Below are 14,651 nucleotides of genomic sequence, written 5' to 3' on the forward strand. Positions count from 1 at the left end.
TCTGCCGTAATGACGAAGAGAATACTGTATATAAACACGAGACAGCGATATGCCATGTTCTTTAGGCATATCGCTGTCTTGTCCTAACGATATGATGTGTCCACGTTATCACATCACTAATCAAATTTTGATAATCACACCAAAATTAGCCACGAATCCGTCGAGAGGTGCATAAATATCACGGAAAACGGGATTTGTGACGCTGCCGGTATAGATGGTGTCAAATCTTGTCTGGCGGCGGTCGGTGAAGTTCTCAAAGTTTGCATACACTGAGAATTTCTCCCAAATTTTCTGTACCATAAGGCCCATTGTCACATATCCTTTGCCATACATTCCATCGGTGAGTCGCTGACGGCTGGTATAGTAAAGTTCGTAGCCTATACGCCATGAATCCTCAACCTCATACATAAGCACTGAATTGAGACGGTGTTTAGGCGTCAGCGTCTTATCGTAGGTGTGACCGTCCTCTCTTACACGGGCATGGTTGAATGTATACCCGAGAAACAGGCTGAAGTCTGAATACTTGACTTTCAGATTTGTCTCTGCGCCAAGGCTGCGCATGTTTCCGTTGATATTGAAGAACTGGTAAAGCCCGTTGTGCAGGGGTCTCAGTTCAAGCGGGTGTCTCAGATAAGTGAAGAAGAAGAGCTGGTTAGCTGTAAAAATGACTCTGCCGTCCGCGATGCTTGTGCGGTAATTCACATCGGCCTGAGCCCCATAGCTTCGCTCTATGCTATTGACATCTTTGTCCACAGGGAGAATGTTTGCGAATTGAAGACGTTCGCTTTCCTCAGAGAATATTGTGGGTGGCTTATAGCCGAATCCTCCACCAATACGGGTCGAGAATTTGTCTGACAGTTTGAAAAGTGCCGATATGCGTGGAAGAACTATAAATCCATAGTCTTTGACATAATCGCCACGGAGTCCGGCTTCAAGAATCACCCGGTCAGATACGTTTGTGGTGTTGTTCACAAATATGCCATAGGTGTCGAGTGAATAGTCTCGGTCAAGATTGTTTGTGATTCTCTTTTCGTTGAACCGTTCGGTCCATACATTACCACCGACAATCCATTCAGAGATTTCTCCCGAATTAACGTATGAGATTTCACTGAATGTTGACCACTGGTCTCCATTAAAATTATATGTAGGAATGGTGATGTCTCGTTTGTAGAGTGTCGCGCTGTTCTTTACGTTAAGGCTGCTCTGATCATCAAATCTGTGCTTGAATGAGATTCGCGAGGAATAACGCTGTGATTTGTTCCGCTCAAAATATGGATGTCCCTCTGAATATCCGTGGCGTATGTATTCCATATCGCCTCCAAGACGGTTCTCGACCATTGACTCCAGTCCTATATTAAGGTTGGTGCTCTCTGTAAAGTACAGGAAAAGAGTGGGATTTACAGTAAACCTATCAAATTGAGGTATGGCAGTGAATCCCACATGCGAGGGATCATAAGCCCAGTTCCGATTGTAGGATGCGAAGACTGTGGTGCCGACTTTGCCAAAACGCTGTCCGAAGAAAGTGTTGACATCCAGCCCTTTTGCGGTTGTCCCGTTAAGCTGTATCTGAAAATCACGCTTTTCTGTGGGGGTCTTGGTTACAAGATTGACAAGACCTGCGATGGCGCCACCGCCATAGAGGGTACTTGAGGATCCTTTTATAATCTCGACCTGTCTCAGGTCAAGGGGCGGAGTCTGTAACATTCCGAGACCGGCAGCAGCTCCGGAAAAAACGGGAAAACCGTCACGGAGAATTTGGGTGTATTTACCGTCAAGACCCTGTATTTTTATCATGGCGTTGCCGGAGATGGCCGAAGTCTGCTGTGTCTGTATGCCAGTGCTTTCGCTGAGCAGCATTCTTATATCACCGGGCTTCATGACATTTTTCTCTTCAAGTTCCTCTGAACCGATAAATTCCACACGCGTCGGAATATTCCTGAAAGTGCGGGTGCCTCGGGTTGCAGAGATAACAACCTCTTTCAGCTTGTTGTCTTCGCCCTCTTCAAGTGTAATTGTTACATAGGGTTCGCCATCAGACAAAGGAAACACATAACTCTTTTCCTCTGTCTCATATCCAAGATAGCTGAACCTGATGGTTTGTGGACCATCGGGGATACCTGTGATTTCCACGAAACCGTCCTTGTCGGCTACATTTCCCAGTTGTGTCCCCTCCACAGTTGCGGACGCTCCTATTAGCGGTTCGCCGCTGTCTCCGTCTATGATTTTTGCCTTAAATGTGTTAAGCGCGGCTGCTGTCTGTGACAGAGATATTATCCATAAGAATATTAGTATTATAAAATGTCTCATTAAATTGTGTCCTTAATTATTGATGATGATTGAATAATAGATGCCGACGCCGATGAAGAGAATGGCCACGATGCGGTTGAACTGTTCTTCACTACAGCCTTGACAAGCGAAGCAAACTTCTGGTTGCAAGCGCATGCGCTTACCAACATTTTGATCTGTTTCATAATTTTTGTGCCTCCTCTTAACTCTCCCCGAGGGATGAGAACCGTAACAAGGCTTGGGTTGTATTATTAATAATGTTTACAATTCGCAAAACAACGAACGTATAGGTTTTTAAAAAAACTCGAAACTAATGACGAGGGTACAATTGGATCAAAGAGTGTGTTTGAGGATAAAGTGATTTACTTGCAGCAATCCTCCTTCTTCTCGCACAATTCCATGTTAAAGAACTCAGAGAAGAGCTGCTGAGCATACGCCCAGTTCTCACGGTTCATGCAATACTTCACTTTAGGCGTTTCAATCTCACCCTGTATTAATCCTGCATCCTTCAATGCTGACAAATGCTGACTTACAGTAGCCTTAGCAATAGGCAACTCCTCATGAATGTCTCCAAAGTAGCAAGTGTTTTGCTTTGCTAGAAACTTCATGATAGCAATGCGAGCCGGATGTCCGAGAGCCTTGGCAAATCCTGCCAGTGTTTCCGTCTTTATACAGTATTTCTTTTCTGCCATAATAAGCGTTTGTTTAATTTTCTGGTCGCAAAATTACGAACAATATTTCAAACCGCCAAATTTACTTTCGTATTTTTTGCGAATATTTAACATTCCGTATCTTTTATCACGGCAAATAAAAACAATTGACAATTTATTCTAATTATTGCCAATCTTATTAATTGTCATGTTTTTTGACTAACAGTTGTGAATTTGCAAGAAGGAGAACAAACACTCATCAAATATCAAATATAATCAGACCGCATTCATCAACATATCAAATTACACATACTGTCCTTTTAAAATGTTACTTATATGTTACTATAAAATATAATAAACAAGTGTAAGCAGCATATAATCATTATGTTAATATAATGCCATAGGGTAATAGCCTAGTTTGGAAACCTCATTGTTACTTCACCAATCAGGTTAAGAAACTAAACTAGCGTTTCACGAATCTGGTTAAACCACAGGGGTAAAACGCCACCCTGGTTTATTACAAAAAGGTATAGCAAATCACTATACACTTAACTCATTTTCATGAGGCGGTGTTTCGCAGGTCCATACAAAAGTGTTGTATTGGTACCAAACTTTAAGCCACAAATTCCTTCTTAACTCCCTGGACAGTGCTTATACCTTTTCCCGTGAGTTTTGCAACATCACGGATGGCATACCCCTTGTTCAGAAGGTTGATGACCTCTCTATATTCTTCCCTCTTTTTATCCTGGGACTTGGTGGAACCTGTAGGTCTGCCGAGTTTTCCACCTTTCTCGACATACTGCTTTCTACCAGAGTTCAGCCGGAATGAGATATTATCACGTTCCAACTGAGCACAGGTGGAAAGGGTCGCTATCATGACAGGAGCAAACAAAGATGGTTTGCTTCCTTGTCAAGAAGCATGAACTGCTCCTTTTGGATATAAAGGTGGATGCCACAGTCAAGCAAATCCTTGACAGAGGCAAGAACCTCAAACGCATTCCTGCCCAATCTCGACAATTCGCTGACGAGAAGGACATCAATACGATTTTCCTTGCAATACTTAATCGCCTCACACAATACAGGTCGCTCATCATTCTTTTTCGCACCAGAGATGTGTTCCTCGAATACCTTGCGGACTTCCATCTTTTGATATACAGCATAGTCCGTCAAGTCCTTGACCTGACGATCTGTGCTCTGTCTGTCACCGATACTGCTGACGCGAGCGTATATGACTACCGTTTTAGTTCTCATTTTAATCAAAGACTTGATTGAACACCGATTTACCAGTGTTCAGTTATCTGTTCAAGACTTTTTTGAACACAAACTTAATTTGAACACAAACCATCAACCAAAGAAACCACTAACAAGGTTGACTGCATCGACCTTTGTGTTCATCACCACATCTGCATAGATCTCAGTTGTGTGAACGTTGGTGTGACCAAGCAACTTACTTGTAGTGAAGATGTCAGCACCAGCCGTAATGGTAAGAGTTGCGAATGTGTGTCGGGTGCAATGCAACATCTTCAATTATCAATCTCCTATTTTGTAGTAAGACTAATTGTTCAATATATATCAGTTGTTTGTCGTAGCTCATATATCCAAATAAAAAGTAAAGCCTCATCTTAGTACACATCGTTGAGAGGAGTGGTGGGATTTATAGCTATAAAAATGTGGCTTTAATTCGCCTTCTCCAAATATTTTCTAAGAAACCAGCTTATCAGGTAGAGAATTTTACGCAAAAGTTCTAAATTCCATAAATTTCTCCTAGATAGTCATGGGATATTTAGAAAAATATCGTATCTTTGTCCCCGAATTGAGGCGTTCTTTGCATATTGCAAAATACAGAAACGAGCAGAAGTCCGCTCGTTTCCATATTGTTACCTATATAATATAGGCAAACGCCCAACTTCTTGATTTTCAATCAAAGTCCAATTTAGAGCGAGTTAAATAGTTCAAGAGCAATAACAAGATGCTCTGGCTACACAAAGACAAGTGTTTGTACAAACTCTTGGCGTGTGGAGTGGAGCGTTTATCTTGGCTCTTGACACTACAAAAGCTCCCGATGGTGTTACATCAAGTCATGTTCTCACTATCGACAGTTGGCAGACCATTAACCTCGATGATCAGAACGATTGTTCCTGTCAGTTCGGTGTAGAGTTTATCGTACTCAGGACTCGCCCCAAAGTCGTCTGTCAGTTCATACTTGTCGAAAACGCTTTGCACAGCCTTATTCTTCAGAAGCATTGGTGCTAGTCTTTCAGGAAGAGGAGAAGGAAGTTCTTTCTCGAACTCATCCTCTAAGACAGACACAAGCGTGTCGTACTTGGAGAAATGCAGTCCTTGATACAGAACTTCGCTTGCCATTACCTCCGCCTCCGGGTGAGAAAAACCTTGTGCTACAGCATCGCAGTAAGCTGTCAATGCTTCGTCTGCGCGAGCAGTTACAAACGTATTTTCATTCACTCTCTCTGGATAATGCTCTCCGAGATACGCTTCCAACTTCAAACGGAAGTAAGAAAGCTCTTTCTTTGTTGTTGTCATAATCTTCTTGGTTTAGGGTTGTACATTATTTTGAGTTGATGCCCATAGCAACATTGAACTTATCTAACTTGCCCGCCAACTGTTCCATATCGTGTTCTATCTTCTTATTGGTTATACGGGCATAAATTTGTGTCGTTTTAATGTTGGTATGTCCCAACATCTTCGACACACTTTCCATAGGAACGCCCTTGCTGAGCGACATGGTCGCAAATGTATGCCGGGCAAGATGGAAGGTCAGATTCTTCTTGACACCGCAAAGGTCGGCAATTTCTTTTAAATATGCGTTGGTTTTCTGATTCGTTAGGATGGGAAATAGTTTGCCGTCCCGATAGGTCTTATGACTGTACTTGGCAATGATACTCTTGGGAATGTCAAGCAATAAAACATTTGTCTCCACACTTGTTTTCTGTCTCTTGGTCATAATCCACTGCTTATCATCAAGTGTTACGATATTGTCCGGTGTGAGATTGGAAACATCAATATATGCCAGACCTGTGAAACATGAAAAGATGAAAACATCCCTTACTAACTCCAAGCGTTGAATAGCAAAATCCTTGTTGGCTATCTTCATAATTTCCTCATCCGTGAGAAAACCACGGTTTACCGGCTCCAAGTGGAAACGATGATTGAGGAATGGGTCGTGAAGAAGATAGCCACGCTTTTGCGCATAGATGGTCACGGTTTTCAGTGCCTTCAATTTCTTGACTGATGTGTTATAGGCACACCCAGCCGCCGTACTCAGGTACAGCTCAAAGTCCTGTACTACGGATGGCGTGAACTCTGCCAGTCCAATATCTTTCTTCCCATACTTATAGATAAGGAATTCTGCGAAATGCCTTCTTAAAACGCTGTACTTTTGCAGGCTGTCCTTGCTGATGGTATGTCCGACACGCTGTCTGACATCTTCGTTGAACTTGTCGAATATAGGGAGAAAGGTCGTGTACTCCCTGTCTTTCCCGACAAAGAATGAGCGGATTTTATCCAATGACAAGGATTCATCATCCTCGAATTTGTGGTAAATGTTATTCAGCATTGTGGAAATGGAGTCCAATGCGGCATTAGCGGATAAGGCTTCTGCCGTCCGACCTTTGAGCCTGCTGGTAGTGTTATTCCACAGCGACTTGTCCACGAATATTTTCGTAGATCCGAAATTAGCCATCTCTCCGTTAAGGAATACTCGGAGCATTACAGGCGACTTTCCTTCTTTGTTCTCATAGTTTGAACGTAGGTAGAAGGACACCTTGAAATTTGTTCTCATAATGCATCATTCTTTTGTGTAGCACTCGGCTGCAAAGTTAATACTTAATACATTGAAAAAGAAAGAGTTGATGCCGTCAATATGGTATTCAAAATCCCGTCACTGCTACATTTTTTGCTACTGCAATTTTTGTGTAGCAGTAAGTGTAGCAGAAATTGACCGAAAGATGACTGTCAAAATATAGGGTTATGCCGTCAGGCTATGGAGGTATATACAAAGAAAAATCGTTGTAAAACCTTGATTTTACAACGATTAGCTAATTTTTGAAGGCTAAATTGACAACCCTTGTGAAGTCCTTTTGAAGCCTATTAGCGGAGAGAGAGGGATTCGAACCCCCGGTACCTCTCGGTACGGCGGTTTTCAAGACCGCTGTAATCGACCACTCTACCATCTCTCCTTAATATAAATGGCCTTCGTGGTAAGGCGGTGCAAAGGTAACATTTTTTTTTGATTTGGCAAACGATGTTCGAAGTTTTATAAACAAAGTTACCGAAATATTAAAAAATATACCTTAGAAGGCACCACTTAATGGGGGATAGATGGGTTAAAGATGGCTTAAAGTGGCTTAGAGATGGGTTAAAGCGGGTATGAGAATGGGTTAGAGATGTCTTAAAGCGGGTACGAGAATGGGTTAGAGATGTCTTAAAGTGGGTTAGAGAAAGGGGTAGAGATGGCTTAAAGTGGCGTAGAGATGGCGTAGTGATGCGGTAGAGATGGCTTAGAGATGAAACCGATACTTCTTCGTGGCGCGCTGTGGAACCATCGAGCCATAGCTGCCCGATATTCCGCCAGGAGCCATTCCCGAATATTGTTGCCACCGCTTACCGATTCGTTCCACATAATCTACGGTTTCGCTGCCACGCATATAGCCGTTTTTAACAACTGGGTCGTTATAGAATTGTGGAGTGCTTAGGCGTAAAACGAAAGGTGCCACATCTTCCCATCGTTGTGGGTTTTGTCCGTACTTGCGCGCCAAAGCCATTGCATCGCGCACATGACCAGCACCACCATTATAACTGGCCAACACAAAGCGTATGCGCTCCATGCGGTCGCCAATGTCGTTGAACTTCCCATCAAGCTCCCTGATAAGCCTTGTAGCTGCCGCGACATTGGGTTCAGGTTCGTGCACTTGACTGGTAGGCAGCCCTAAATGAGCAGCCGTGCCGGGCATTATCTGCATCAATCCCCTTGCACCTGCCCACGAATGAGCCTGCGGGTCGAACGTAGATTCCTGATAACATTGTGCTGCTAACAACCGCCAATCCCAACGGGCGGTTGGCGCATACTTTTGGAAAAGATGGTCGTATTGTGATATAACGCCCGCCTTTCGGTCCAGCATGGGTGAATAAACATGGCGCGTTATGCTGCGCGACGAAAGCGCGAACCGCTCTTCGGCCTTAATCTTTGCTAGCAATGCAGGCTTAAACCACCTGTTCAGGGTGTCGGCCAAGGCCTCGTTTCCCTCCTGGACCGCCCACTGCCCGTCGCCCGATTCCGACGACGCCCCGCAAAAGTCCACCCCCCCAACCTTCTTGGGCAAGAAGAAAGCCACCAAATCGCCATCGCCATTTTTCAATCGCGCCACCATGTCGGTCGTATCTTTGCACACTTCCACCCTAAGCGAAACACCTAATGCCTTAGCAAAACGCTCGCAAAGCAGGTACTGCAAGCCCATCCCACGACCGCGATAGTCGTAGTAATTCTCTGGCCCAGTAAGGGTGAGCATGATGAGTTCGCCGTTATGGATGATGTCGTTGAGCGAAAATCCGCTTCCGGCCGTAGTCGCACTATCGGCACCAAGCGTCGTTCCCCATGGGGTTTCCACGGGTTGGTTTTGTTTCTTATGGTTGCAAGCCACTAGGCCAACAACCATCAGCATGATGAAGGATAGGCGAAAGAAGGTGTTCACATTCTTGTTTTTTGGGCGAATACGGGGTTTACATTATAGGCATGCGAGGGTATTAGCATGTCACGGCAAAGTTGTTATTAGTGGTGTTCGGGTACGATGGCGAAGAAAACAAAGTCTTCCGTGCCGTTGTTTTCAAAATAATGGGCATGTCCCATAGGGCAATAATGCACCTGTCCGGGCAAGAGCGTTTCTTTTTCGCCGTCGCAATAAAACGTTCCTTCACCGCTCAACGCAAACACCACCTCACAATTTTCTTCGTGCTTGTGCAGTCCGCTTGCTGCTCCCGGCTTCAATACGTTGCGCATAATGCGGCACTTGTCGTCTACAAAGGCGCGCATGAACATTTCTCCATGTCCACCCTTAAAACCAACTATCTTGGTTTCTTCCAAATTATTCAAGTCGATGTGCATAACCTTTTCTTTGTTTGTGTCGTGCAAAGATAGCAAAAAAAGAGGACACTCCCTTATAGGTGGTGTCCTCTTTTATATAATACATGCCCTGTTAAGCGGGCATTATCGGCCTAATGCCACAGCTTGCATCAAAGCTACCGGCTTAGAACGTAACGCGCAAACCAATCTGTGCGTGCCAACGGCTGGCCACATCGCTAACAAATGGCGTATTGTCGAAGTACTGGAACGATGCCACCTTCGTGTCGGGTGCGCCACCATCTTCAACGCCCTGAACCTGCAACTTGTTGATGTTGTAAACCGAGCCATAAGTTGTGCCCCAGTTCTTGTTAAGCAAGTTAGCCACGTTAAGAATGTCGAACACCAACTCAATCTTGCTGCCACGTTCCTTCAAATAATAGAAGTCTTGCGAGATGTGCAGGTCGAAGCGGTTTTCCCAAGGTGTAAGATGCGAGTTGCGCTCAGCATATTGTCCGCGATGCTTGCTTGCATAGCTGTCGCCTTCAATCCATTTTTCAAACTGCGCCTTTTGCTCATCTGCTGTTGCCACAACATTCTTGTTCTTATCTTTTTTGTCGACGAACTTCATGTTAGCCAGTTCGTCTTTTGTTGGGATATACAACAAGGTGTTACCTTTGCGATAGTCGCCATTAAACGATTCGTTTTGGCTGTCGCTCATGGTCAAGCTATAACGTTGTCCGCTCGACCCGTTGTAAGTAAGCCCAACATGCGTTTGCCAACGTCCATTTCCATAGCGTTTGCTGTTATAATTGGCCGTAATAACAAGGCGATGGGGTATGTCGAACATCGAAGTTGCCAATACAGGTTCGTTAGGGTCTACACTATAATAAAAGCCCCAGTTTGAAAGAGCGATAGACGACGTTCCATCATTTACCGAATACGAACGACCAAACGTATAGTTCGCCATGAGGTCGAGACCGAACTTAAACGATTTCTCAACCTGGGCACTTACCGAATAACTATAACCCTTGTTCGTATTCTTCATGTTAACAATACTGCTATAACTGCCTGGCTTGCTAGTGTAGAAAATAGTAGACGATTTTTCTGCACCTTCTACCGCGTATACGCGCTTGCCTTCGTTTACAAGTGCCAGGTTCTCAAACCAAACATTGTTGAGGTTTCGCGAGTAAAGTCCTTCCAGGGTAAACTTCATGTCCCAAGGCAGTTGTTGTTCCCAAGCCAAGTTGGCACGGAACACCTGTGGGAACTTGAAATCGCGAGCCACCGTTGCAATATTAGGTTTCACAGGAACGGCATTAAGCCCAGGGGCATGTGCTGCCCCTTCTGCATCATTCTTAAATGTTTCGAATGAAGGAGCAAGAGCACCCGTTTTTGAGTTTGCACGAATAGACACGCCTTTCTGTTCTATACCCGTGTTGGCCCAAGCGTTTTCAATCCAAACGAAGGGTGCACGTCCATTAAACACACCTAGTCCACCACGTAACATCGTCTTATGAGTCTCGTCTGTGTACCAACGGAAACCGAAACGAGGCGAGAACATCAGCACCGAATTTGGCTTACGGCCCACAACTGCATCGTGCTTCGTAGAGAAATCGCTGGCATTAAATTCCTTGTTTGTAGATGGGCTGTTGACGTAGTATGGGATGTCGAGACGCACGCCATAAGTAAATTGCAGCAGCGTGTTCAAGTCCCATTTGTCTTGAACATAAAAGCCTACTTGCCCGCTTTTAAAGGGCGTTTTCCATTCTCTTGTGCCTGTAATGTTCGTATCTGCGTAGTTCCAAGTAAACTCGCTAGCCTTATCGGTCATAAAGGCCGTGATGCCGCCTATATCTTTGCTGCCGTACGAATATCGTCCTGTAAAGGCCTGCATAAACGAGTTCTTCATGTCGTACAGCTCGTTATGCGTACCAAAGGTGATGTTGTGGTTGCCCAGATACCAAGAAAGGTTGTCTTCAAACACCCAGATATTCTGTTCTAGGGCGTTCAATCCCGAAGAATATTCTGTTCCGATATTGATGTTATTGTCTCCTGCCGCTTGAACACCCGTTACAGGGTCGTATGCGCCTGCCTTGCTTATATAAACGCCGGGAGCGCGGTAAGGTATGTCGCGGCGGTCGCGTACTATCGTCAATCCCACGCGCAACTCGTTATAAAGCGAACGGCTAAGGTGCGAGTTAAGTTCGGCCACGAAAGAGTGCATGTTGTTTATGCGCTTATAACCGCTGTTTACGAAGTTGTAAGTGTTGTAGCTCGAGCTGATTTCATCTTTATACGAGTCGTTAAACTGGTAGCGCAACGAGAACTTGTTGTTGCTGTTGATGTTCCAGTCGATGCGGCTCATTAGCGAGAATGCGCCCGAAGTGATGTCGGGGCGGCCATAATCTTCCCTTATTCCCGTTATCGTTTCGTATCTGTCGGCTATGGCCTTGGCCATGTCCAAGGTCATAAAATAGCCTGGGGCACCAGCGTAGTACGTTGCAGGATAAGTGTTTTTCTTATACTCGGCACTTGCAAAGAAGAAAAGTTTGTCTTTCACGATGGGGCCGCCAAAGGTTGCACCAAAAGTCTTGGTAGACTCGTTTTGGTATTTCTCTTTAAGGCCTGTGTTTTGGTTCCATTGGCCATAGAGGTTCTCATCCGTGTAGTAGGTGTAGGCCGTGGCTTTAAACACGTTGGTTCCCGATTTGGTAATGGCGTTGATTGCACCGCCTGTAAATCCGCTTTGACGAATGTCGAAAGGCGAGGCCACCACCTGTATCTGCTCAACGGCGTCTAGGGCAATGGGGTTGGCGTTGGTTTGGTTGCCAATTGTTCCGCCGCTCGACAAGCCGAACACGTCGTTGCTCACCATACCGTCTATTTGGAACGAGTTATAGCGGTTGTTCGCTCCTGCAATGGTGATACCGCCTTTCTTGTTGGCTTTCACCAGTGGCGACAGCGTTGCCACATCGTAAATGTTGCGGTTAACGGTGGGCGTGTTGTCTATTTGTGTCTTCGAGAATTGTGTCGAAGCACCTGTTGTGCCAACGCCGGCCTTGCCCGTAACAGTTACTTCGCCCAGTAACTTAGCGTCTTCTTTCAAGTCGGCGTTAAATACGCTTGCTTCGCCGAGAGCCAAATGAATGTTCTCGACCACTTCGTCTTTGTATCCCACGTACGAGATGGTGATGGTGTAGGGGCCACCCACGCGCATACCCTGAATGGAGTAGCGGCCTTTCTCGTTGGTTATGCCGTTGTAGCGAGTTCCTGAGGGGTTGTGTACAGCCACCACAGTGGCCCCAATAACCTCTTCACCGCCAGCAACAACCTTTCCGTTGATACCCGATGTTGTAACCTGAGCCATGAGGGGGGATGTGAGGAACATCACAATGGCGAACAGAAAAAACAATCTTTTTTGCATAGTGATTACAAAAATTAATTAATAAGAAAACTTTTTATAACCCCTCGCGGAATTATATTATACTGCAAATTTAATTCTTTTTTTGAGAAGTAGAAAGCGTTGTAAAGGAAATGTTGCTGCGCACAATAAAATATTTCGTGCGCACAGAATTTGGCCGCAAGAAATACCTGTAAACGGAAAAAAGAAACGCCTTAACGTTTCTTCTGCCTTATATATAACTATCAAAATAATCCTGAATAAGTTGGCTAGACGCCATGAGCGGTAAACGAGGCTCGAACTCGCGACCCCCAGCTTGGGAAGCTAGTGCTCTACCAACTGAGCTATTACCGCATTTGAGCCGATACCCGGACTCGAACCGGGGACCTATTCATTACGAATGAATTGCTCTACCAACTGAGCCATATCGGCCTTTCCCTGCTTATTGCTAATGGGGCATTGTCTCAAATGCGGTGCAAAGGTAGTTGTTTTTTCGATAAGCACCAAATGTTTTGCCGATTTTATTCGGCCGAAATGGAGAAATATCTTCCCAAACCCCATCGTTCCACTACCATACATATACGCCAATCCCTAGTTGCCATATAAAATAGCGGTGTGTCGGGTGGCAAGGGGGACACGTTGCAAGATGGGACGGACTGGGGACTTTGCACAAGCTCCGGACTTCGGTTACTGCGTGTCACAAAACACATATTATTTAGGATATAAACTGCATGCCCTCTGTGAGTTAACAGGTGTTATCCACTCATATGACCTGTCCAAGGCAAGCATACCTGACCTCGACTACATGAAGGATGTGAAATTGTCTTATCATGACTGCAGCATCTACGGGGACAAAGGATATATAGGAGCTGACGTTCAACTTGACCTGTTCGAAACCGCACATATAAGACTCGAATGCCCGTATCGGGTGAACCAAAAGAATTGGAAACCGACTTTCATTCCACTTGCTCATATTAGGGTTGTTACGTGTTGTTGAAAGCTTTGCTCGAGAAATGCGATAACACTATCCGACAACAAAGAGGAATTAAGGTCGGCTATCAACAAAATAGCAAAAGAAACGGAGCTTGATAAGTTCTTTGCCTATGGCTATGGTGCGCATCATTTTTGGCTCAAACACCGCAGATTATCCAATGGAGAGCCAAAGGAATACTGATGATTAAAGGTTGAATTTTAAGATTATGAAGAAATAAGTTTACAGAGTACAGAAGCAATACATCTTTAAAGGAGTGTTTGATGTGGTTGCAGAGAACAAGGAAGAAGCACGGCAAAAGGTTCTGAAGATTGTGGGTTGGTGATGAGTGGAAGCATTCATAGCGCTTTGCCTGATGATGAATAAACAGGATGTTTGACATTCATCCGAATAAATGGATAGGCAGAATAACGAAAGTGTAGAAACACCACCTTGAATAAAACTAAGAGCCACGCAAACTGAAAACTTGCGTGGCTTCTTCTCTCTTTCTTTGAACAAACAGGCGACCAAAGAAAAGAAGCAAAAGAAAATCGCATTCAATTTTATAAAAATTACGAGTAAAGATAACTATTGAGACGTCGCTCTACTTCCTCTTTTATGTGGCTTTCTTTTGTTTTCTTTTGCTTGAAATATTTGTTGCTTCCTTGTCCTATTGGAATGGCAGCACATACTAAAGTGAAAATCCAAAAGGAAATCTGCTTTATAAAGTCAATTCTACCAAGAATTAAAACAGCAATTATCAATGCAACACATATTAAAATAAATTGGAATATTCTTTTAGTCCATAATCTAATACAATTAGCTCTAAATTCTTTACGAACTTCTTTTTCGATTTGCAATCGCAATGCTTGTTCTCTTTTATCGGCAGAAGACTTAAAATGTTCTTTCTCTTTTCTTTCAGCTGATAACTCTTGCTTTGTTTTAGACAAATCCTCTACTATCTCAATTTTTGCACCTTGAATACTGCGAGTCATATTCATTGTAATTTGGTCGTCGGAGAAACCGAGTAATCTTTCTTGATGGATTTGATGGGCTATTTCTATAACTTTGTCAGAAGGTAATTTTGATATTTGTTCATTCTTTTCTAACATTATAGATAAATCTGCAACGGTAAAGGTATCGTTATTTGGTTGCAGTCCATCTCGTATCATATTGGCAAATAGTGATTTGTAGTCCTCATTAACAATGTGTGCATTCCCATTTAAAGCCAAAACATTAAGTAGGGATATTCAGTAAATATCTAACTAA

8 protein-coding genes, 3 tRNA genes and 3 pseudogenes are annotated in these 14,651 nt (G+C 44.1%); 1 reads left to right on the plus strand and 13 read right to left on the minus strand.

Annotated elements, in window-relative coordinates:
- Positions 1 to 120: 120 nt before the first annotated feature.
- From HMPREF2955_RS05490 to HMPREF2955_RS05545, 12 genes and pseudogenes are all read right to left on the minus strand, one after another.
- The gene (locus tag HMPREF2955_RS05490; protein WP_004364811.1) at positions 121 to 2,307 is read right to left on the minus strand and encodes a TonB-dependent receptor; all 2,187 of its coding nucleotides are present in this window, start codon (positions 2,305 to 2,307) and stop codon (positions 121 to 123) included.
- Between the two features lie 341 nt (positions 2,308 to 2,648).
- Entirely contained in the window at positions 2,649 to 2,978 is a 330-nt protein-coding gene (locus tag HMPREF2955_RS05495; protein WP_004364815.1) for an ArsR/SmtB family transcription factor, read from the minus strand.
- A gap of 571 nt (positions 2,979 to 3,549) precedes the next feature.
- Positions 3,550 to 4,187, minus strand: a pseudogene (locus HMPREF2955_RS15055) (recombinase family protein).
- A gap of 93 nt (positions 4,188 to 4,280) precedes the next feature.
- A pseudogene (locus HMPREF2955_RS15060) lies at positions 4,281 to 4,451 on the minus strand (tyrosine-type recombinase/integrase); the annotation flags it as partial.
- Between the two features lie 558 nt (positions 4,452 to 5,009).
- On the minus strand, positions 5,010 to 5,477 hold the full coding sequence (locus HMPREF2955_RS05510; protein WP_004364822.1) for a DUF1896 domain-containing protein: 468 nt from the start codon (positions 5,475 to 5,477) through the stop codon (positions 5,010 to 5,012).
- 25 nt (positions 5,478 to 5,502) lie between these two features.
- Complete coding sequence (locus HMPREF2955_RS05515) at positions 5,503 to 6,735, minus strand: site-specific integrase (protein WP_009236088.1); 1,233 nt, start codon at positions 6,733 to 6,735, stop codon at positions 5,503 to 5,505.
- A 312-nt stretch (positions 6,736 to 7,047) separates the two neighbouring features.
- Positions 7,048 to 7,132 (minus strand) — tRNA-Ser (locus tag HMPREF2955_RS05520).
- A gap of 321 nt (positions 7,133 to 7,453) precedes the next feature.
- Positions 7,454 to 8,614: an MltF family protein gene (locus HMPREF2955_RS05525; protein WP_070721683.1), complete on the minus strand. Its 1,161-nt coding sequence runs from the start codon at positions 8,612 to 8,614 to the stop codon at positions 7,454 to 7,456.
- 107 nt (positions 8,615 to 8,721) lie between these two features.
- Positions 8,722 to 9,054 carry a cupin domain-containing protein gene (locus HMPREF2955_RS05530; protein ID WP_009230268.1) on the minus strand — a complete coding sequence of 111 codons (333 nt, stop codon included), beginning with the start codon at positions 9,052 to 9,054 and terminating at the stop codon, positions 8,722 to 8,724.
- A gap of 142 nt (positions 9,055 to 9,196) precedes the next feature.
- Positions 9,197 to 12,436 (minus strand): TonB-dependent receptor, encoded by a 3,240-nt coding sequence (locus HMPREF2955_RS05535; RefSeq protein WP_070721685.1) that lies wholly within the window; start codon positions 12,434 to 12,436, stop codon positions 9,197 to 9,199.
- Between the two features lie 257 nt (positions 12,437 to 12,693).
- A tRNA-Gly gene (locus HMPREF2955_RS05540) sits at positions 12,694 to 12,766 on the minus strand.
- Between the two features lie 5 nt (positions 12,767 to 12,771).
- A tRNA-Thr gene (locus HMPREF2955_RS05545) sits at positions 12,772 to 12,844 on the minus strand.
- A gap of 175 nt (positions 12,845 to 13,019) precedes the next feature.
- Between HMPREF2955_RS05545 and HMPREF2955_RS05550 the strand changes: the two are divergent.
- A pseudogene (locus tag HMPREF2955_RS05550) lies at positions 13,020 to 13,391 on the plus strand (transposase); the annotation flags it as partial.
- A 563-nt stretch (positions 13,392 to 13,954) separates the two neighbouring features.
- Here the strand turns inward: HMPREF2955_RS05550 and HMPREF2955_RS05555 are convergent.
- Positions 13,955 to 14,554, minus strand: a complete 600-nt coding sequence (locus HMPREF2955_RS05555; RefSeq protein WP_070721687.1) for a hypothetical protein — start codon at positions 14,552 to 14,554, stop codon at positions 13,955 to 13,957.
- Positions 14,555 to 14,651: the final 97 nt, after the last annotated feature.

The organism is Prevotella sp. HMSC073D09 (assembly GCF_001814145.1).
In the GTDB taxonomy this organism is placed as follows: domain Bacteria; phylum Bacteroidota; class Bacteroidia; order Bacteroidales; family Bacteroidaceae; genus Prevotella; species Prevotella conceptionensis.

Bases quoted from the DNA above. Each gene is read 5' to 3' on its own strand.
- HMPREF2955_RS05495 (WP_004364815.1), bottom strand. From the start codon at position 2,978: ATGGCAGAAAAGAAATACTGTATAAAGACGGAAACACTGGCAGGATTT.
- HMPREF2955_RS05515 (WP_009236088.1), bottom strand. From the start codon at position 6,735: ATGAGAACAAATTTCAAGGTGTCCTTCTACCTACGTTCAAACTATGAG.
- HMPREF2955_RS05535 (WP_070721685.1), bottom strand. From the start codon at position 12,436: ATGCAAAAAAGATTGTTTTTTCTGTTCGCCATTGTGATGTTCCTCACA.
- HMPREF2955_RS05555 (WP_070721687.1), bottom strand. From the start codon at position 14,554: ATGATACGAGATGGACTGCAACCAAATAACGATACCTTTACCGTTGCA.
- HMPREF2955_RS05525 (WP_070721683.1), bottom strand. From the start codon at position 8,614: ATGCTGATGGTTGTTGGCCTAGTGGCTTGCAACCATAAGAAACAAAAC.
- HMPREF2955_RS05530 (WP_009230268.1), bottom strand. From the start codon at position 9,054: ATGCACATCGACTTGAATAATTTGGAAGAAACCAAGATAGTTGGTTTT.
- HMPREF2955_RS05490 (WP_004364811.1), bottom strand. From the start codon at position 2,307: ATGAGACATTTTATAATACTAATATTCTTATGGATAATATCTCTGTCA.
- HMPREF2955_RS05510 (WP_004364822.1), bottom strand. From the start codon at position 5,477: ATGACAACAACAAAGAAAGAGCTTTCTTACTTCCGTTTGAAGTTGGAA.